Origin of the sequence: Amycolatopsis balhimycina FH 1894, from assembly GCF_000384295.1 — a bacterium.
Classification (GTDB): domain Bacteria; phylum Actinomycetota; class Actinomycetes; order Mycobacteriales; family Pseudonocardiaceae; genus Amycolatopsis; species Amycolatopsis balhimycina.
Window position 1 is genome coordinate 6,283,328 of sequence record NZ_KB913037.1, and the last position, 19,115, is coordinate 6,302,442.

General features: G+C 69.5%; 20 protein-coding genes. 11 read left to right on the forward strand and 9 right to left on the reverse strand.

The features are described 5' to 3' along the window. The first annotated feature begins 12 nt into the window (after positions 1-12). Both A3CE_RS0128780 and tatB read left to right on the forward strand, forming a co-directional pair. Positions 13-1,530, forward strand: coding sequence for a S1C family serine protease (locus tag A3CE_RS0128780; protein WP_020643563.1), 1,518 nt, complete (start codon positions 13-15; stop codon positions 1,528-1,530). Positions 1,531-1,607: 77 nt separating this feature from the next. Next, on the forward strand, positions 1,608-2,030 hold the full coding sequence (tatB, locus tag A3CE_RS0128785; RefSeq protein ID WP_020643564.1) for a Sec-independent protein translocase protein TatB: 423 nt from the start codon (positions 1,608-1,610) through the stop codon (positions 2,028-2,030). Positions 2,031-2,137: 107 nt separating this feature from the next. Here tatB and A3CE_RS0128790 read toward each other — a convergent pair whose 3' ends face one another. Genes A3CE_RS0128790 through A3CE_RS0128805 form a run of 4 tightly spaced genes read right to left on the reverse strand, consistent with a single transcriptional unit; the run spans position 2,138 to position 5,986 of the window. Then, entirely contained in the window at positions 2,138-3,283 is a 1,146-nt protein-coding gene (locus tag A3CE_RS0128790) for an Mrp/NBP35 family ATP-binding protein (protein ID WP_026468968.1), read from the reverse strand. A gap of 10 nt (positions 3,284-3,293) precedes the next feature. Then, positions 3,294-3,794: a DUF1003 domain-containing protein gene (locus A3CE_RS0128795; protein ID WP_020643566.1), complete on the reverse strand. Its 501-nt coding sequence runs from the start codon at positions 3,792-3,794 to the stop codon at positions 3,294-3,296. Further along, positions 3,787-5,064, reverse strand: coding sequence for a magnesium transporter MgtE N-terminal domain-containing protein (locus tag A3CE_RS0128800; RefSeq protein WP_020643567.1), 1,278 nt, complete (start codon positions 5,062-5,064; stop codon positions 3,787-3,789). Before A3CE_RS0128800 ends, A3CE_RS0128795 begins: the two co-directional genes overlap by 8 nt. 10 nt (positions 5,065-5,074) lie before the next feature. Next, positions 5,075-5,986, reverse strand: coding sequence for an aminoglycoside phosphotransferase family protein (locus A3CE_RS0128805; RefSeq protein WP_020643568.1), 912 nt, complete (start codon positions 5,984-5,986; stop codon positions 5,075-5,077). Between the two features lie 92 nt (positions 5,987-6,078). Here A3CE_RS0128805 and A3CE_RS0128810 point away from each other — a divergent pair, with 92 nt between their 5' ends. Continuing rightward, a complete protein-coding gene (locus A3CE_RS0128810) occupies positions 6,079-6,969 on the forward strand; it encodes an SPFH domain-containing protein (protein WP_020643569.1) in 891 nt (296 codons plus the stop codon). Here the strand turns inward: A3CE_RS0128810 and A3CE_RS0128815 are convergent. Then, a complete protein-coding gene (locus tag A3CE_RS0128815) occupies positions 6,966-7,676 on the reverse strand; it encodes a DUF4190 domain-containing protein (protein WP_020643570.1) in 711 nt (236 codons plus the stop codon). The genes A3CE_RS0128810 and A3CE_RS0128815 overlap by 4 nt on opposite strands. A gap of 185 nt (positions 7,677-7,861) precedes the next feature. On the opposite strand from A3CE_RS0128815, the gene A3CE_RS0128820 reads away from it, so the two are divergent. The 6 genes from A3CE_RS0128820 to A3CE_RS0128845 all read left to right on the forward strand — a co-directional run bounded on the left by A3CE_RS0128820 (position 7,862) and on the right by A3CE_RS0128845 (position 14,321). Next, positions 7,862-9,058 (forward strand): acyl-CoA dehydrogenase family protein, encoded by a 1,197-nt coding sequence (locus A3CE_RS0128820; RefSeq protein ID WP_020643571.1) that lies wholly within the window; start codon positions 7,862-7,864, stop codon positions 9,056-9,058. 179 nt (positions 9,059-9,237) lie between these two features. Next, the gene (locus A3CE_RS0128825) at positions 9,238-9,762 is read left to right on the forward strand and encodes a YflT domain-containing protein (RefSeq protein WP_020643572.1); all 525 of its coding nucleotides are present in this window, start codon (positions 9,238-9,240) and stop codon (positions 9,760-9,762) included. Positions 9,763-10,005: 243 nt separating this feature from the next. Next, a complete protein-coding gene (locus A3CE_RS0128830) occupies positions 10,006-11,328 on the forward strand; it encodes an ABC transporter substrate-binding protein (RefSeq protein WP_020643573.1) in 1,323 nt (440 codons plus the stop codon). Then, entirely contained in the window at positions 11,325-12,296 is a 972-nt protein-coding gene (locus A3CE_RS0128835) for a carbohydrate ABC transporter permease (RefSeq protein ID WP_020643574.1), read from the forward strand. The genes A3CE_RS0128830 and A3CE_RS0128835 overlap by 4 nt, the downstream gene beginning before the upstream one ends. After that, positions 12,296-13,135, forward strand: coding sequence for a carbohydrate ABC transporter permease (locus A3CE_RS0128840; RefSeq protein ID WP_020643575.1), 840 nt, complete (start codon positions 12,296-12,298; stop codon positions 13,133-13,135). Before A3CE_RS0128835 ends, A3CE_RS0128840 begins: the two co-directional genes overlap by 1 nt. A 4-nt stretch (positions 13,136-13,139) precedes the next feature. Continuing rightward, a complete protein-coding gene (locus tag A3CE_RS0128845; protein WP_020643576.1) occupies positions 13,140-14,321 on the forward strand; it encodes an ABC transporter ATP-binding protein in 1,182 nt (393 codons plus the stop codon). Between the two features lie 52 nt (positions 14,322-14,373). Here the strand turns inward: A3CE_RS0128845 and A3CE_RS0128850 are convergent, their stop codons facing one another. Then, entirely contained in the window at positions 14,374-15,249 is an 876-nt protein-coding gene (locus A3CE_RS0128850; protein WP_026468969.1) for a hypothetical protein, read from the reverse strand. Positions 15,250-15,535: 286 nt separating this feature from the next. Between A3CE_RS0128850 and A3CE_RS0128855 the strand changes: the two genes are divergently transcribed. Beyond that, a complete protein-coding gene (locus tag A3CE_RS0128855) occupies positions 15,536-15,730 on the forward strand; it encodes a PspC domain-containing protein (RefSeq protein ID WP_020643578.1) in 195 nt (64 codons plus the stop codon). On the opposite strand, the gene A3CE_RS0128860 is transcribed toward A3CE_RS0128855, so the two are convergent. The 3 genes from A3CE_RS0128860 to A3CE_RS0128870 form a co-directional block, all read right to left on the reverse strand. Next, complete coding sequence (locus A3CE_RS0128860; RefSeq protein ID WP_043792655.1) at positions 15,714-15,887, reverse strand: DUF397 domain-containing protein; 174 nt, start codon at positions 15,885-15,887, stop codon at positions 15,714-15,716. The two genes, A3CE_RS0128855 and A3CE_RS0128860, sit on opposite strands and share 17 nt — an antisense overlap. 18 nt (positions 15,888-15,905) lie before the next feature. Continuing rightward, positions 15,906-16,742: a helix-turn-helix domain-containing protein gene (locus A3CE_RS0128865; RefSeq protein ID WP_020643580.1), complete on the reverse strand. Its 837-nt coding sequence runs from the start codon at positions 16,740-16,742 to the stop codon at positions 15,906-15,908. 87 nt (positions 16,743-16,829) lie between these two features. Continuing rightward, entirely contained in the window at positions 16,830-17,495 is a 666-nt protein-coding gene (locus tag A3CE_RS0128870) for a TetR/AcrR family transcriptional regulator (protein WP_020643581.1), read from the reverse strand. 119 nt (positions 17,496-17,614) lie between these two features. Between A3CE_RS0128870 and A3CE_RS0128875 the strand changes: the two genes are divergently transcribed. Then, a complete protein-coding gene (locus tag A3CE_RS0128875) occupies positions 17,615-19,114 on the forward strand; it encodes an MFS transporter (protein WP_020643582.1) in 1,500 nt (499 codons plus the stop codon). Position 19,115 lies beyond the last annotated feature (1 nt).

Consider the following 19,115-nt stretch of genomic DNA (forward strand, 5'->3'; position numbering starts at 1 on the left):
CTGCACCGGGGAATGATGACCGAGCCGAACGAGAATCCCGAGCAGCCCGGCGCGCACGAAGCCGACCGGCTGGGTCCGCGGCCGCTCGCGCGGCCGGCTGTCGATCCGGCGCAGGCCGTCGTGTTCGGCAGGCCGCACGGGGTCGACGGCGCATTCGACAAGCTCTACACCCCGCGGAAAGCCAACGGCGTCAACCTCGCGCCGCCCGCGCCCGAGTCGCTCGCCGAGGCTTTCCGGCGGCCGCCGGGGGCCGAAGGTGTTCTCCTCGAACGGCCGCGGGAAGCCACCGGCGATGCGCCGGACGCCGAACCGCCCCTGTGGACCGGGACCGGCGATCCGTGGCGTGATCCGGGGGCCGCCGCCGTCCTCGCCGGGCCCGCGATGCCCGCCGAGGACGAGGAGAAACCCGCCAAGCGGCCACCCGGTGCCCTGCTCAGCCTGCCCGAGGTGCTGTTCGGCCGCCGCGTGCAGCCGAAGGCGCTCGGCCTGCTCGGTGTCGTCGCGTTGCTCATCGGTGCGGCCGGGGGATTCGTCGGCTGGTGGGTCGCCGACACCGGCGGCGAGCTCACCGGCTCCGCCACGATCTCCGAGGCCGAGGTGGGCAAGGAACGCCCGGCCGGGTCGGTCGCCGAAATCGCCAAGCGCGTCGCCCCCGCCGTCGTCTCGCTCGAGGTGTTCAAGCCCGGCGCCGACTCCGGTGAGCAGGGCTCCGGCGTGATGATCGACCCGCAGGGCTACATCCTCACCAACGAGCACGTCATCGCCTCCGCCGCCGCTGACCCGGGCGTCAAGATCACGGCCGTCTTCATCGACGGCACCCGCACCGGGGCCAAGCTCGTCGGCGCCGACCAGAAGACCGACCTCGCCGTCGTGAAGGTCAACGTCACCAACCCGACCGTGCTGCAGATCGGCAAGTCCGCGGACCTGCAGGTCGGCGACACCGTGATGGCGATCGGCTCGCCGCTGGCGCTGCAGAACTCGGTGACCGCCGGGATCGTCAGCGCGCTGAACCGGCCGATCACCGCGGGCGGCGACAACGGCGCCCCGCCGGTCACCTACGAGGCCATCCAGACCGACGCCGCCATCAACCACGGCAACTCGGGCGGCGCGCTCGTCGACTCCACCGGCGCGCTGGTCGGCATCAACTCGTCGATCCGCTCGGCCGGCGCGGACGGCGGCAGCATCGGCATCGGCTTCGCCATCCCGAGCGACTACGCGATCAAGATCGCGAAGGCGCTGATCAAGGACGGCAAGGTCCAGCACGCCGACATCGGCATCAACGCTTCCTCGACGGTCGCCGGCTCGGCCACGATGGGCGCGCAGGTGAAGAACGTCGCGCCCGGCGGCCCGGCCGCGAACGCGGGCATCAAGGAAGGCGACGTGATCACGAAGATCGGGAACCGGCTCGTCCGCGACTCCGCGGAACTGACGGTCGCGGTCCGCGCGCACGACGTCGGCGAAGTGGTCCCCGTGTCGCTGGCGCGCGACGGCGCGAGCTTCGTCGTGGACGTAACCCTGGCTTCCGACTGAGTTCCCGTGTTCGGCCTGCCGGAGCGCGGCGGGTGGCGGGTACCCTGGGCGGGTAGGTTCCGAGTGGAGGTAGACGGGTGTTCGACAGTGTCGGATGGGGGGAAATCCTCGTCCTCATCATCGCCGGTCTCTTCATCCTCGGCCCGGAACGGCTTCCCGAAGCGGCGTCCTGGCTCGCGAAGAGCGTGAAGAAGGTCCGCGACTTCGCGACCGGCGCCAAAGAGCAGCTCCGCGAGGAGATGGGCCCGGAGTTCGACCAGCTGCGCAAGCCGCTGGAAGACCTGCGCGGGCTGCGCAACTTCGACCCGAAACGGGTCGTGACGCAGCACCTCTTCGACGGCGACGCCGACCCGCTCGGCCTGAAGGGCATCACGAACGGCGGCAGCACGGCGACGAACGGGACCAACGGCTCGAACGGCTACCTGGCAGGCCAGACGCAGTCCCAGCCCGAGCCGCTCAAGCCGGGCGAGCGCCCGCCGATCGACCCGGACGCCACCTAGTCCGGTCCGGTTGCGGCTCGCCAGAGGTCTTGAATGACTCATTCAGGACCTCCGAAGACCTGAATGAGTCATTCAAGACACCGCGGCAGCTGCCGCGCGGCCGGCCCTCAGCGGCCCGCGGGCGTCACGTTCAGCATCATCCCGGCCAGCCCGCGCGCTCGGACCGAAAGCTTCTTCGCCGCTTCCAGCAGCACCACCGAAGCCGGCGCCTCCGGGTCGGAAAGCACGATCGGTGTGCCCGCGTCGCCCTGGGCGACGACCCTCGGGTCCATCGGCACCTGGCCGAGCAGGGGGACCTCGGAGCCGATCGACTTCGTCAGCGAATCAGCCACCGTCTGGCCGCCGCCGGCGCCGAACAGCTCCAGGCGGGAACCGTCGGGCTGCTCCAGCCATGACATGTTCTCGATGACGCCGGCCACTCGCTGACGCGTCTGCAGCGCGATCGCGCCCGCCCGCTCCGCGACCTCGGCCGCCGCCTGCTGGGGGGTTGTCACCACCAGGATCTCCGCGTTCGGGATCAGCTGGGCCACCGAGATCGCGATGTCGCCCGTGCCCGGGGGGAGGTCCAGCAGGAGGATGTCCAGGTCGCCCCAGAACACGTCCGCCAGGAACTGCTGCAACGCCCGGTGCAGCATCGGGCCGCGCCACACCACCGGCGTGTTGCCCGGGGTGAACATGCCGATCGAGATCACCTTCACGCCGTGCGCCTGCGGCGGCATGATCATCGTGTCGACCTTGGTCGGCTTCTCGCGCGCGCCCAGCATGCGGGGGATCGAGTGGCCGTAGATGTCCGCGTCCACGACACCCACCGAGAGGCCGCGCGCGGCCATCGCCGCCGCCAGGTTGACCGTCACCGATGACTTGCCCACGCCGCCCTTGCCCGACGCCACGCAGTACACCCGCGTCATCGAGCTCGGCTGCGCGAACGGGATCACCGGCTCCGCCGCGTCGCCGCGCAGGGACTTCCGCAGCTCCGTGCGCTGCTCGTCGCTCATCACGTCCAGCTCGACCCGGACGTTCGAAACACCCGGGAGCTTCGAGACGGCGGCCTGCGTGTCGGCCGTCAGCGTCGCTTTCAGGGGGCAGCCCGCCACCGTCAGGTAGATCCCGACCGTGACCACGCCATCGTCACCGACGACCACGTCCTTGACCATCCCCAGGTCCGTGATGGGTTTCCGGATCTCGGGGTCTTGCACGCTCTTCAGCGCGCTGCGGACGTCGTCGACGCTGGGGAGCTGCTGGGTGCTGGTCACCCCGTCCATGTTACGAGCCGGTAGGAGTGCGGGACTTCCTGGGCTGGATGGACAGGTCCTCGCGGAGCCGGTCCAGCTCGCTGCGGAGGTAGTCGCGCGTCGCCACCTCGCCGATCGCCAGCCGCAGCGCCGCCAGCTCCCGGGCCAGGTACTCCGTGTCGGCCTTCGTCTGCGCCGCGCGGTTGCGATCCTCGTCCAGAGAAACGCGGTCGCGGTCGTCCTGGCGGTTCTGCGCGAGCAGGATCAGCGGTGCCGCGTACGCCGCCTGCGTCGAAAACGCCAGGTTGAGCAGGATGAACGGGTACGGGTCCCATTGCAGCGACACCGCCGTGATGTTCAGCACGACCCAGACGAGCACGAGCATCGTCTGCCAGAACAGGTACTTCCCGGTGCCGAGGAACCGGGCCAGCCGCTCGGACAGCCGGCCGAAGGTGTCGGGGTCGATGTTCAGCCTGAACCGGTTCTGGCCGCGGGGCTGGTCGAGCCGCCGTCCCGAAGTCAGCTCAGGCACGGTCTTCCTCCAAGGTGTCGTGCAGACCGGTCTCGCGCCAGTCCTCGGGCAGCAGGTGGTCGAGGACGTCGTCGACGGTCACCGCGCCGATCAGGTGGTCCTCGGCGTCGATGACCGGTCCGCAGGTCAGGTTGTAAGCCGCGAAGTACCGCGTGACCTCGGCGAGCGAGGCGCCCGGTTTCAGCGGCGGGAGCCCGGTGTCCACGGCGCTCGCCACCAGCTCCGCCGGCGGCTCCCGCAGGAGCCGCTGGAAGTGGACGACGCCGACGTAGCGGCCGGTCGGCGTCGCGGTCGGCGGGCGGCAGACGAACACCATGCTGGCCAGCGCCGGCGGCAGCTCGGCGTTGCGGATGTGGGCCAGTGCTTCGGCGATCGTCGTGTCCGGGGTCAGCACCACCGGCTCCGGCGTCATCAGGCCGCCCGCGGTGTCGGACGAGTACTCCAGCAGCCGCCTGACCGGCGCGGACTCCTCCGGCTCCATCAGCTCCAGCAGCCGGCTCTGGTCGGCCGGCGCGAGCTCGGCCAGCAGGTCGGCCGCGTCGTCGGGGTTCATCGCCTCCAGGACGTCGGCCGCGCGCTCCTCGGCCAGGTAGGCCAGCAGCTCCTTCTGGTCGTCGTCCGGCAGTTCCTCGATGACGTCGGCGAGGCGCTCGTCGTCCATCGCGTCGGCGACCTCGTGCCGCCGCTTGAGCGGCAGGTCGCGCACGGTCGCGGCGATGTCGGCCGGGCGCATCGTGTCGAACAGCATCAGCAGCTGCCCGGCGCCCTGGGGCTGGCCGGTGAGGTCGGTGAGCCCCAGCCCGGCCACCTCCGGCCACGGCAGCACCTGCATCGCCGACCGGCGGCGGCCCAGGCCCCCGCGCCGCTCCCGGATGGCGAGCTTGGCCAGGACCCAGTCCCGGGTGCGGGTCGGCTCCATCCCGGCGTCGACGACGGTGACCCGCGTGTCCGAGCCGGCCAGCGTGGCGTGCGCGTCGAGCAGCTGGCCGAGCACCAGGACCTCGTTGGGCCGCTGGGTGAACTGGCGCATGTTGACCGAGCCGGTGGCGAGCGTCACGGCGGTCGGTTCGATCGAGGTGACCCGAAGCATGGGGACGAAGACGCGCCGCCGCGTGGTCAGCTCGACGACCAGGCCGAGGATCCGCGGCGGCTGCGCGTCCAGCCGCAGCCCGGCGACCAGGTCGCGGACGCGGCCGATCGACTCGCCGTCGGGGCCGAATACCGGCAACCCGGACAGCTGAGCTGCGAAAACCCTGGTGACCCCGGCCATGCCGCTGACACTATCGGCTGGCCGCCCAGACAGCGATTTCCGGCACTGTGACGTAGGCCGGGTCGTCGCTGTCTTCTCCTGTCTCCTCGTACTCCTCGAGCATCCAGATCCAGTTCTGCACCGCCCGCACGAGCGTCCAGGCCCGCGCCTTCGCGGCGTCGAGGCCCTGCGACGCGACGATCAGCGCCATCCGTTCGTCCAGTGTGGACTCGGTGAAGCGGTTCCAGAACAACGGGATGACGCCCCACTCGAGATCGCCGGACAGCGGTTTCGGGTCGATCACCAGCCACGGCTCCCGCGTGCCGCCCAAGACGTTCTCGAAGTGCAGGTCCTCGTTGACCAGCTCCGCGCCCGCCGACGGTCCCAGTTCGCGGCAGATCGCCACGGCGTCGTCGACGTGCCGCCGGTCGAACGGTTCGCCGAGCTCGGCCCAGCGCCGAGGGAGCTCTTCGATCAACCGCGCCGCTTCGGCGCGCAGGTTCCGGGTCAACGCCGGCGGCGCGGGGACGGCCAAGCGCCGCGCCAGGTCGCCGATGAGCGGGATCGCCGAGCTCAGCGGGAGGTCGTCCAGGGTGCGCCCGGCGTCGAGCCGTTCGAGCAGCAGGACGCCGTCGTCCGGCGCGGACTCCAGCAGCAGCACCGCACCCTGACCGGCCCATGTGGACAGTGCGAGCGGCTCGTCGGCGGACTCTTCGTCGCGCCGGCCCAGTTTCAGCACCACCGGTGTGCCGTCGGCCCGGCGCGCGGGCTGCGCGACGCCGACGTAGCCGTGCATCGCCTCGCCCTCGAACGTCAGGCCCCACTCCCGGGCGTATTCCGCGGCGAGGCCCGGCAGGGCCGCGAGCCACGGGACCGCCTCCGCGCCGAGCACCCGCGGTGCGCGGGCGGCGAACAGCGGGGGCACGCGGAGATCGTTCACCACCCCATCGTGGCCGCTGTGTCCAGTGCGTTTCGTCGGGGTCCGCACGGGCGTACGCTGGGATTTCACGGGATAACGAAACCCCGGGAGCAGTCATGGTGGTGGAGATTCTCAGCGCCGTCGTCGTCGCGGGTGGAGCCTGGCTCGCGGCCAGTGTGCGCGTGGTCAAGCAGTACGAACGCGGTCTGGTCTACCGGTTCGGCCGGGTGCGCTCGCGGATCGCGGAACCCGGCCTGATGGTGCTGATGCCGTTCGCGGACCGGCTGCAGAAGGTCAACATGCAGATCGTGACCATGCCGGTGCCCGCCCAGGACGGCATCACCCGCGACAACGTCACGGTCCGGGTCGACGCGGTCGTCTACTTCAAGGTCATCGACCCGGTCGTCGCGGCGGTCAACGTGCAGGACTACCGGTCGGCCGTCGGCCAGGTCGCGCAGACGTCGCTGCGCTCGATCATCGGCAAGAGCGAGCTCGACGACCTGCTCTCCAACCGCGAGCGCCTCAACGAGGGCCTGGAGCTGATGATCGACAGCCCGGCACTGGACTGGGGCATCCACATCGACCGCGTCGAGATCAAGGACGTCGCGCTGCCGGAGGCGATGAAGCGCTCGATGTCACGGCAGGCCGAGGCGGAGCGGGAACGGCGCGCGCGCGTCATCTCCGCCGACGGTGAGCTGCAGGCGTCGTACAAGCTCTCGCAGGCCGCCGCGCAGATGGCCGACACCCCGGCGGCGTTGCAGCTGCGGCTGCTGGAGACGGTCGTGCAGGTGTCGTCGGAGAAGAACTCGACGCTGGTGCTGCCGTTCCCGGTGGAGCTGCTGCGATTCCTGGACGCGCAGACGCCGAAGCCCGCGGCGGCGGCCGCTCCCGAAGCGCCCGCTGCCAAGCCGGAACCCGAAGCCGTGGAGGCGAAGCCGGAGGCGAACGGCCATGCGGCGCCGGCGCCGCGCAGCCCCGGCGACGCGGTGCTGCCGGCGGCGGACTAGTTCAGGTAGCCGTTGGCGCCGAGGATGATCAGGGTGGTGAAGAAGCCGATCCACAGCGCGATGACGACGTAGCCGACGATCACGGCGGCCGTGGCCAGCCCGCGGCCGCCCGCTTCGCCGCGGTTGGTCTTGCTCAGCGCGATGTGGCCCATGATCAGCCCGGCGAGCGCGGTGACGCCGGAGCAGAAGCCGAGGATCGAGCAGACCAGGGCGCCGATCGCGAGCGCGTTGTCCTGCCCGCGCGGCGAAGCCGGGTACGGCTGCCCGTACGGCGCCGGCGGGACGTACGGCTGTCCGTACGCGGGCGGGTAGGGCTGCTGGTAGGTCGGCTGCGGGAACGACGGCTGGTACATCGGCTGCGGTTGGCCCGGGGCGGCGTACGGCGTGCCCGGGATGTGCGCCGCGGGCGTCTCGAACGCGCCGGGCGGCAGGTGGCCGGGCTGTTCGGGGGCGGCCGGGTAGTCCCGGGCGGCCGTGGTGCCGTCGACGGCCGGGCCCGGCGCCGGCATGTCGGACGCCGTCGTCTCGGACCCCGCCGTGGCGGACACGGTCGTGTCGGACCCCGTCGGATCGGACACGGTCGGATCGGGCGCCGGTGGGTCGTAGTTCTCCGGCGCGTAGGTCGCCGGGTCGGCGGTCGGCGGCGGGTCGTACGCCGCGGCCGGGTCGGCGGCCGGACGGTCCTTGTCCCCGGACGGGTCGGTCATGACGGGTCCCCTCGATGCGTGCTGGGCTCCCACGTTAGCCGCCCACCCGCGGCCGCCGGCGGGAGATCCGCCGACCGTGGCCGCCGGGAGCGTGAGCGTCCTCATAGCAGGGTTGCGGCTTTCGGGTCATACTCACCGGTAACCCAGCGCCGGGAGCGGCGTCGTACTCCGGAAAGGGAGCCGTGATGGCCCGTCTCGCCCAGACCGCCGGCCTGTCCGACGTGCAGTCGGAGATCCTCGCGACCGTCCGCCAGTTCGTGGACAAGGAGGTCATCCCGCACGCGCAGGAGCTCGAGCACGCCGACACCTACCCCGCCGACATCGTCGAGGGCATGAAGGAGATGGGCCTGTTCGGGATCACCATCCCGGAGGAGTACGGCGGGCTCGGCGAGTCGCTGCTCACCTACGCGCTGGTCGTCGAGGAGATCGCGCGGGGCTGGATGAGCGTGTCCGGCGTGATCAACACGCACTTCATCGTGGCGCACATGATCTCCCGCCACGGCACGGAAGCGCAGAAACAGCACTTCTTGCCGCGGATGGCGACGGGCGAAGTCCGCGGCTCCTTCTCGATGTCGGAGCCCGACCTCGGCTCGGACGTCGCCGCGATCAAGACGAAGGCGAAGAGGACCGACGACGGTTACGTCATCGACGGCTCGAAGATGTGGCTGACCAACGGCGGCTCGTCCAACCTGATCGCGCTGCTCGTCAAGACCGACGAAGGCGCGGAGAAGCCGCACCAGAACCTGACGACGTTCCTCGTCGAGAAGCCGGAGGGCTTCGGCGAGGTGGCGCCCGGGCTGACCATCCCCGGCAAGATCGACAAGATGGGCTACAAGGGCGTCGACACGACCGAAGCGGTCTTCGACGGTTACAAGATCGGCGCCGACATGGTCCTCGGCGAGGCCCCGGGTCGCGGGTTCGCGTACATGATGGACGGTGTCGAGGTCGGCCGCGTGAACGTCGCGGCGCGGGCGTGCGGCATCGCGATCCGGGCGTTCGAGCTCGCGGTGGAGTACGCCCAGCAGCGCAAGACGTTCGGCAAGGCGATCGCCGAGCACCAGGCCGTGGCGTTCAAGCTGGCGGAGATGGCGACCAAGGTCGAGGCGGCCCACCTGATGATGGTGAACGCGGCCCGGCTCAAGGACTCCGGCGCGCGCAACGACGTCGAGGCCGGGATGGCGAAGCTCATCGCGTCCGAGTACTGCGCGGAGGTCACGCAGGATTCCTTCCGCATCCACGGCGGCTACGGGTACTCCAAGGAGTACGAGATCGAGCGGCTCATGCGCGAGGCGCCGTTCCTGCTGATCGGCGAGGGCACCAGCGAGATCCAGAAGACCATCATCAGCCGCGGTCTGCTGCGGGAGTACAAGTCCCGCTCCTGACCCGGTGCAAGTTCGTGAAGGCCACCTTGCCGAACTACAAGTTCCTCAAGGTGGCCTTCACGAACTTCGGGAGAATGTCGCTCTGTCGACAAAACGCGCCGGGCCTTTCGGGGTAAGCGGCTCGCACGGCCGGTGTGTTCTTGACAAGATGGACGCCCAGGACCACGAGTGCGCAGGTGATGATGGTGAGTAGTCCCTTTGGCGGGGGCCGGGCGCCCGGTGGGCTGCCGCGGCTGCCGACCCCGCCGACCGGCTGGCCGATCGGGTCGTACGCGACCTACGGCGAGGCGCAGCAGGCGGTCGACTTCCTCGCGGACAGCGAGTTTTCCGTCGGTGACGTCACGATCGTCGGCGTCGACCTGATGCTGGTCGAGCGTGTCATCGGGAAGCTCAGCTGGGGCCGCGTCCTCGGCACCGGCGCGGTGTCCGGGGCGTGGTTCGGCCTCTTCGCCGGGCTGCTGCTCGGGCTGTTCGTCAACCAGGGCTTCGCGCTCCAGCTGCTGACCGGGCTGGTGCTCGGCGTGCTGTCCGGGCTGATGTTCGCCGCCATCGGGTACAGCATGTCGCGGGGACGGCGGGACTTCTCGTCGGCGAGCCAGCTGGTCGCCGGCCGCTACGACGTCCTGTGCCAGCCGCGCTCGGCCGAGCAGGGCCGGGAACTGCTCGCCAAGCTCGCCCTGAAACCGCCGTCCGCGAATGCCTGAAAAAGCCGCCTTCTACCAGGGAAAAATCACGATTCGACGCGCGGTGCGCTGAATCGTTACCGATACTGCTTGCGGGGTGTGATCGCCCGGCATAAGTTGGCCGACACCAGTCGGGCGGCCTCGCCCAACCAGCGCGGCGGCCCGAGCACTAGCACGTCGGGGTGCTGGCGCGGTTCGCCTCATCGCGTCGCGGTGCCCACCGGGCACCGCGGTAACCGGCGTGCACGCGGGTGAGGAGGCCTGATGGGGAAGAGGATCGGCGCGGGCAAACGGGGACGCTCGCCCGGCCGCACCGCGGTCCTGCTGGGGGCAGGGGCTTTGGTGACCGGCATGCTGGCCGGGTGCGGAACGAGTTCCGGACTCAAGATCAACATCTACATGTCGCCCGAGGACAACTTCCAGAAGGTTGTCGACGCCTGCAACGTGAAGGCGGCCGGGAAGTACGAGATCGTCTACAACAAGCTGCCGCGCGGGGCGGACGACCAGCGGCTGCAGATGGCGCGCCGGCTGGCCGCGGGCGACAGCGCCATGGACATCCTGGGCCTGGACGTCACGTGGGTTTCGGAGTTCGCCGAGGCGGGCTGGGCCGAGGAGTGGACCGGCCAGAACAAGGACGAGGCGTCGCAAGGCGTCCTGCAGGGGCCGTTGGACACGGCGACCCACAACGGGAAGCTCTACGCGGCCACGAAGAACACCAACGTCCAGTTGCTCTGGTACGACGACCGGGTCACGCCCACGCCGCCGAAGACGTGGGACGAGATGATGCAGAAGTCCCAGGAGCTCAAGGGGCAGGGCAAGCCCTACGAGATCGTGTTCACCGGCGCGCAGTACGAAGGCCTCGTCGTCTTCTACAACACGCTGGTCGCGTCGCTGGGCGGGCACATCCTGTCCGACGACGGCAAGTCCGTCGTGATGGACGACGGCGCCGTGAAGGCGTTGGAACTGCTCAAGAAGGTGTCGACTTCGGGGCTCACCGACCCGTCGCTGAGCAACATGAAGGAGGACGACATCCGGCAGGCGTTCCAGCGCGGCCGGGCCGCGTTCCAGCTCAACTGGCCGTACGTCTACGCCGCCTACGCCAAGGACAAGAAGGCGGACCTCTCGCACTTCAAGTGGGCCGTCTACCCGGAGGCCCAGGCCGGGATGCCCGCCCGGACCACGATCGGCGGGTTCGACCTGGCCGTGAGCACCTATTCGCAGCACAAGCCGGAAGCCTTCGAGGCGGCGCTGTGCCTGCGCAGCCCGGAAAGCCAGAAGATCTCCGCGATCAACGACGGCGTGCCGCCGAGCATCGAGTCGGTGTACCACAACGACGTCCCGCTCGACCCGGGCAAGCCGGCGTCGGACGACAACCCGAACATGGCGAGCAAGTACCCGATGCGCGACGCGATCCTCGCCGCGCTCAAGACCGCCGCGGTGCGCCCGCTGACCCCGGCCTACCAGAACGCCTCGACGGTCATGTCGAAGGTCCTTTCGCCGCCGTCGGACATCGACCCGCAGGCCACCGCGGCCAAGCTGCGCGAGCAGCTCGGTGACGCGCTCCAGTCGAAGGGAGTGATCCCGTGACCGTCCAGGACTCGACCCCGGCCGACACCGCAGGGGCCACGGTCGCCGAGGAGGCGACGTCGCCCAAGAAGGGCAAACCCGTTCTCTCCGAAGGGAAGAAGGCCGAGCGGCGGCTCGGGCTGTGGCTGTGCGCGCCCGCGTTCATCGTGATGATCGCGGTCACCGGCTACCCGATCCTCTACTCGCTCTGGTTGTCGCTGCAGCGGTACGACCTGCGGTTCCCGTCGCAGCAGAAGTTCATCGGCTTCGACAACTACGCGGCCGTGCTGTCCAGTTCGTACTGGTGGACAGCCTTCGGCACCACGATGTTCCTGACCGTCGTGTCGGTGGCGATCGAGTTCGTGCTCGGCATGGCGCTGGCGCTGATCATGCACCGGACGCTCGTCGGCCGCGGCGTGGTCCGCACCGTCGCACTGATCCCGTACGGCATCGTCACGGTCGTCGCGGCGTTCTCGTGGTACTACGCGTGGACGCCGAAGACCGGTTACCTGGCGAACTTCCTCTCGGCCGACGCGGCACCGCTGACCGACCGGTGGCCGTCGCTGTTCATCATCATCGGCGCCGAGGTGTGGAAGACCACGCCGTTCATGGCGCTGCTGCTGATGGCCGGCCTCGCGCTGGTGCCCGAGGACCTGCTCAAGGCCGCGGCGATGGACGGCGCGACCGCGTGGCAGCGGTTCACGAAGGTGATGCTGCCGGTGATGAAGCCGGCGATCCTGGTGGCGCTGCTGTTCCGCACGCTCGACGCCTTCCGGATCTTCGACAACATCTTCGTGCTCACCAACGGCGCGCAGGACACCGGGTCGGTGTCGATGCAGACCTACGACAACCTCGTCAAAGGCCTCAACCTCGGCATCGGGTCGACGATGGCGGTGCTGATCTTCATCACGGTGGCGATCATCGCCTTCCTCTTCATCAAGGTGTTCGGCACGGCCGCACCGGGTTCGGACGACGGGGGTAAACGCTGATGACGATGGGAACCGTCACGACGGGCCGCAAGGCCAGGTGGGGCCTGGTCGACATCCTCGTGCTGGTGTTCGCGCTGGTGCCGGTGCTCTGGGTGGTTTCGCTGTCGTTCAAGACCAAGGACACGATCACCGACGGGTCGTTCATCCCGCAGTCGTGGACCTGGCAGAACTACGCGGACATCTTCCAGACGTCGGAGTTCCCGCTGGCGCTGGTCAACTCGATCGGCATCGCGATCATCTCGACGGTGATCGCGGTGGTGCTGGGCACGATGGCCGCGTACGCGGTCGCCCGGCTCGACTTCCCCGGCAAGCAGCTGCTCGTCGGGCTGTCGCTGCTGATCGCGATGTTCCCGCAGGTGTCGCTGGTGACGCCGTTGTTCAACATCGAGCGGAACATCGGGTTGTTCGACACGTGGCCGGGGCTGATCCTGCCCTACATCACGTTCGCGCTGCCGCTGTCGATCTACACGCTGTCGGCGTTCTTCCGGGAAATCCCGTGGGAGCTGGAAAAAGCGGCGAAGATGGACGGCGCGACGCCGGCCCAGGCCTTCCGGAAGGTGATCGCGCCGCTGGCCGCGCCGGGCGTGTTCACCACGGCGATCCTGGTGTTCATCTTCTGCTGGAACGACTTCCTGTTCGCCATCTCGCTGACGTCGACCACGGCGTCGCGCACGGTGCCGGCGGCGCTGTCGTTCTTCACCGGGTCCTCGCAGTTCGAGGACCCGACCGGGCAGGTGAGCGCGGCGGCGGTCGTGATCACCATTCCGATCATTGTGTTCGTGTTGTTCTTCCAGCGTCGCATCGTGGCGGGGCTGACCTCCGGTGCGGTGAAGGGGTAGCGCTATGGCAGAGATCGTGCTCGACAAGGTGTCGAAGAAGTACCCCGACGGCGCGCTCGCGGTGTCCGAAGTGGACATGACGATCGGGGACGGCGAGTTCCTCGTCCTGGTCGGCCCGTCCGGCTGCGGGAAGTCGACCATGCTGAACATGGTGGCCGGGCTGGAGGACATCACTTCCGGTGAGCTGCGCATCGACGGGCAGCGCGTCAACGAGAAGGCGCCGAAGGACCGGGACATCGCGATGGTGTTCCAGTCCTACGCGCTGTACCCGCACATGAGCGTCCGCGAGAACATGGCCTTCCCGCTGCGGCTGGCCAAGGTGGACGACAAGACCGTGCGGGCGAAGGTCGAAGAGGCGGCGAAGATCCTCGACCTGACCCAGCACCTGGACCGCAAGCCGGCCAACCTCTCCGGTGGCCAGCGGCAGCGCGTCGCGATGGGCCGGGCGATCGTCCGGAACCCGAAGGCGTTCCTGATGGACGAGCCACTGTCCAACCTGGACGCCAAGCTCCGCGGCCAGATGCGGACGTCGGTGTCGAAGATCCAGAAGCAGCTCGGCACGACGACGCTGTACGTGACGCACGACCAGACCGAGGCCATGACCCTGGGCGACCGGGTCGTGGTGCTGCGCGGCGGCTACGTGCAGCAGGTCGGGGCGCCGCAGTTCCTCTACGACAACCCGGCGAACCTGTTCGTGGCCGGGTTCATCGGCTCGCCGTCGATGAACTTCGTCCCGGCGACACTGGAGAACAACGAACTGCGGAGTGCGTTGGGGACGACGCCGCTGACGGACCGCGTCCGGCAGCTGGTGGAGAAGGCGAACGCGCCCCGCGACTTGCTGATCGGCATCCGGCCGGAGCACTTCGAGGACGCGGCGCTGGTCGAGGCCGGGCAGAAGACGGGCGGCGGCACGTTCACCGCGCACATCGACGTGCTCGAGTCGATGGGCTCGGAGAAGTTCGCCCACTTCACGCTGGAGGGCGAAGCCGCCACCGCCGCGGAACTCGCCGAACTCGCCGCGGACAGCGGCTCGGCGGACGTGCCAGGCGCGGAGTCCCAGATCGTGGCTCGCCTTTCGGCGGAGTCGTCCGCGGCGGAGAACGCGGACCTCGAGGTCTGGTACGACGCGGACAAGATCAAGCTGTTCGACCCCTCGAACGGCAAGAACCTCACCTACGAGGACTGACCCAAGTCCGTGAATGGCACATTGAGGGACTCTAAGTCCCACAATGTGCCATTCACGGCTTTCCGGGAGTCGGGAGGCGCGGGAAGATCGACGTCGCCGCCGTGCGGGCCAGCGCGCACGTGGCGTCGCCCGCCGTGCCCGCGGTTTCGACGACGCTGATCTCCGCCAGTTCGCGGCGTCCGGGCAGGCCCGGTGCCGGCTGAGTGGTGTCGACCAGGCAGAACGCGCCCGCGACGCGGACACGGGCCTCGCGGCCGCCCAGTGTCTCGGGCGGGGTGTCCGCCGCCTCCACCGTTTCCACCGTCAGCTTGAGGCTGACCTTGCCGCGGTAGCAGCTGTGCCCGGTCAGGCCGGTCGTCGGCCGGCTGGCGGGCCCGGCGGCGGCGTCGAGCTCGTGGCTGTCGAGCGGGACGCACGGCGCGACCCGGCCCCACGAGCGGTCCGGGAACGTCAGCCGCCGGACCTTGTTCTCGGTGATCGCGGCCAGCGCCGAGCCGACGGTGGCGTCCGCGATGCCGCAGCGCGAGGCCTGGTCGTTGCCGGTGTCGGTGACCGACAGGTCGAGCCGGGTGCCGTCGGCGAAGGTGATCGCCCGGGTGCACGCGCTGTGGTCGTTGAACGTCGACTCCTGGATCGCGACGCCGTCGGGCACCGGCCCGAGGTAGGCGTAGGGCTTGATGTTCGGGTCGGAGTCGAACGCCAGCGGCCCGACGAGGATCGTGCGCGGGCCGGCCGCGGCCCGGCAGCTTTCGAACGTCGGGACGGCGACCGCGCCGGGCGCCACGTCGGGCACGTTCAGCAGGCTGCAGTAGTCGACGCTCCCGAAGTCGCCGAGCGCGGCGGAGGCGGTCAGCGGGGTGGGCCCGGAACTCTGCTGGGGCGCGGCCTGGGTCTTCGCGCATCCAGCAGCGAACAGGGCGCAGAGCATCGCGACGACCAAGGTTTTCGAACGCGGGTACACGGGGTGCAAGTATCACCACATCGGGCCGAAAAACCAGCCCTGACGGGGACATGTCTCACTATTGACCCAGTACCGGGAGAAGAACGCGCAGGTCATCGGATTTCCCGCCGGATTCCGCCCGGTTCGCCGGGTCGGCTGAACGATTTTCGGCTTTACCGTCCCCTAAGGGAGCGATCCTTCCCGCGAGCGATGCGGAAGCGGGTACTCCGGTGGTGAAGTAGTGGTATCGGAACTTCGAGGAAAGGGAAAGACGATGAGCGCACCGGTCACACGACGGCTGTCCCGTCCCCGCAACGGCCGCGTGATCGGCGGCGTCTGCGCGGGCTTGGCCCAGCGGTACGGCATGAAGCCCGGCACGGTCCGGCTGCTGGCCGTGGTGTCCTGCCTGCTGCCCGGGCCGCAGTTCGTGGCCTACCTGATCTTGTGGGCGGTCATTCCGTCCGAGTGACGGAAGTGAGGAAGCCGCGCCAAGCGGTGGCCCCGACGGCGAAGTGCGGGCCGGCGGGGTCCTTGGAGTCCCGGATGGCGACGGCGGGAGAGGTGAAGGCAACCTCGACGCAGGCTTGGTTCTCGTCACCGCTGTAGCTGCTCTTGCGCCAGACCATCCGCTCCACAGCTCACTCCTACTCGCTCAGCCGGTCCGCGAGCCGGAGTAGGAGATTGCAGGACTCCGCCTCGCTCAGTGCGAGCTTACCGATGTCTTTGAACCGGCGGGAAAGATCGGCGAGCTGACCGGGCTTGACCAACTGCAGGGCACCGGCGGCATGGTCCACGTAGCCGAGGTCGCCGATCGTGTCGGGCGGGAAGCTGAGCAGCGAAAATGCGCCACGCAACCCGCGGTAAAGCCCGGTTTCGGCGGCCACCACCTGGATGGTGACGTTGGGCAACTCGGTCAGTTCGACGATGTGCAGCAGTTGCGCGATCAGAACATGTTTCTCCGCGATCGGCCGAACAAGCGCGGTCTCGTCGACGATCGCGTGCAGTCGCAGGGGATCGTCGCCCTTGAGGCGCTGGCACCGCCACATCCGCACCTGCAGCTTGTGGTTGCGCTCGCGGGTGCCGTGGTGTGCGTAAATGGCCCGCGAGAAGCTCTCGGTCTGGAGAAGCCCGGGCACATACGCCAGCTCGAAGTTGCGGACCGAGACAGCCTCCGCCTCCAGCGCCGGATAACTGTTGGCTGAGACCCCCTCGATCCGGTTCTGGTTGGGCCGCCGCGCTTCCCGGGCGATGTCGACCAGCCGGATGAGATCGTCCTCGGGCACCCGATACAGCTCGGCCATCGCCCGCGCGTGCAGCGGGTGAATCGCCCCCTGCCCCTTCTCCAGCCGCGACAGCGTGCTCTTCGACAGGTCGAGATCCCCGCCGGCCTGCTCCAGCGTCAGCCCGGCCTGTTCCCGCCAGGCCTTCAGCTCTCTCCCGAGCTGGAGCCGCCTGATCGCCGGAACGCTGTAATACGCCAACCCGCGCACCTCCCCGTCTGCCATGATCGCGCGGGCAGCAGTGTCCGGGCGGGAGGGCGGTGCCGGGATCCCGTGGCGATCACCCCATCAGGGTCGCCAGCAGGACATCGCCCGGTCGATCTCCTGCTCGTCGAGCGCGGGGTGCGGCAGTTCCGACGGCTTGCCGGGCTGGGCGCGGAGGCCGTCGAGCAGCATGGCGAGACTGCGGCGCCACAGGTCCGGGTCGACCGCGCACGTGAACTCGACCACCGAGCCGACCATCATGTGCACCAGCGCCATGTCCGTCGAGGCGAAGTCCGGTCGCAGGCCGCCCGCTTCCTTGGCCCGGTCGACCAGCTGTGTGATCAACGGCACCATGCGGGCTTTCTCCGCGGCGACGTGCTCGTGGCCGAACTTGTTGGACAGCATGATCTCGCGCAGCCCGCGGTCCGCCGAGTGCATCTCGGCCGCCTGCCACGTGAAGTCGACGAACGCCTGCCACGCGTCTTCGGCCTTCAGCGCCTGCTGCGCGAGGTCCCCGATTTCTTCCATCCGCTCGGCGAACATGGCCTCGACCAGGTGTTCCTTGCTGGGGAACCGGCGGTAGACCGTGCCGACGCCGAGGCCGGCGTGGTGGGCGATGTCGTCCAGGGTGGCCTCGAGCCCGCGCAGGCCGAACACTTCGCGGGCCGCCGCGAGGATGCGACGGCGGTTGAGTTCAGCGTCACGCCGCAGCGGCCGCGCCGGTGCGGCGGGACCAGCGTCCCGTGCCATGCCACCCAGTCTAGCCCCTGAAGTAGAGGCACCATCTCCGGTTCTTGTGTACCTTGGGTCGCGTAAGGGGAGATATCTACTCCACATAGTGTCTTGATCACCCTCTGTGAGGACATTCCATGACCGAGTCCACACTCGCCGTCGCGCCGTCGGGGGACGCGCGCGCCGCCGAGAACCCCCACCACGCCAGACGCTGGCTGATCCTGGTGATGATCGGGATCGCCCAGCTGATGGTCGTGCTGGACGCGACCGTCGTGAACATCGCGCTGCCGTCCGCCCAGGTCGACCTGGGCTTCTCCAACGACGCCCGCCAGTGGGTCGTCACGGCGTATGCGCTCGCGTTCGGCAGCCTGCTGCTGCTCGGCGGGCGGCTCGCGGACGTCTTCGGCCGCAAGAACGCCCTGCTCGTCGGCCTGGCCGGCTTCGCCGCGGTGTCCGCGCTCGGGGGCGCGGCGACCAACATCGAAATGCTGCTGGTCGCCCGGGCGGCCCAGGGCGTGTTCGGCGCGCTGCTCGCGCCCGCCACGCTTTCGCTGCTCACCACGACGTTCACCGACCCGAAGGAACGCGGCCGCGCGTTCGGCGTCTTCGGCGCCATCGGCGGTGGCGGCGCGGCGGTCGGGCTGCTGCTCGGCGGTGTGCTCACCGAGTACCTCGACTGGCGCTGGTGCATGTTCGTGAACATCATCTTCGCCGTCATCGCGTTCGCCGGCAGCTCGATCCTGCTGAGCAACCAGAAGGACGGCGGCCCGCGGCCGAAGCTGGACCTGCCGGGCACGGTGACGGCGTCGGCCGGTCTGTTCGCCCTGGTCTACGGCTTCGCGAACGCCGCGTCGGACTCGTGGTCGGCGGTGTCGGTCTGGGGCTTCCTGACCGCGGGCGTGGTGCTGCTGGGCGTGTTCGTGTGGCTGCAGCAGCGCGTCGAGCACCCGCTGCTGCCGCTGCGCGTGCTGCTCGACCGGGACCGCGGCGGCTCGTACCTGGCGATGTTCCTGCTCGCCATCGGGATGTTCGCGATCTTCCTGTTCCTGACGTTCTACGTGCAGCAGAACCTGCAGTTCACGCCGATCCAGAGCGGCGTCGGGTTCCTGCCGATGGTGGCGACGCTGATGCTGTCCGCCACGTCGGCGACGGCCGTGCTCCTGCCGCGGTTCGGCCCCCGGCCGCTGGTGCCGACCGGCATGGCGATCGCCGCCGGCGGCCTCTTCTGGTTGAGCGGGATCGGCCTCGACAGCACGTACGCCTCCGGTGTCCTGGGCCCGCTCCTGGTGATGGGCTTCGGCATCGGGCTGGCGATGGCGCCGGCGATGAGCGTCGCGACGTTCGGCGTCGAGGCGCACGACGCGGGTGTCGCGTCGGCGGCGGTGAACACGATGCAGCAGGTCGGCGGTTCGATCGGCACGGCACTGCTCTCGACGCTCGCCGGTAACGCGGCGACGGCCTTCGTCGCGGGCAAGGTCCCGACCCCGCAGCTCGCGGCCGAAGCGTCGATCGAGAGCTACACGACGGCGTTCACCTGGGCCGCCGTGATCTTCGTGGCGGGCGCGGTGTTGAGCGCGCTGCTGCTGCGCCCGGGCGTCCCGAAGGGCGAAGCGGCGCCGGGCGCCGTCCACATGTAGT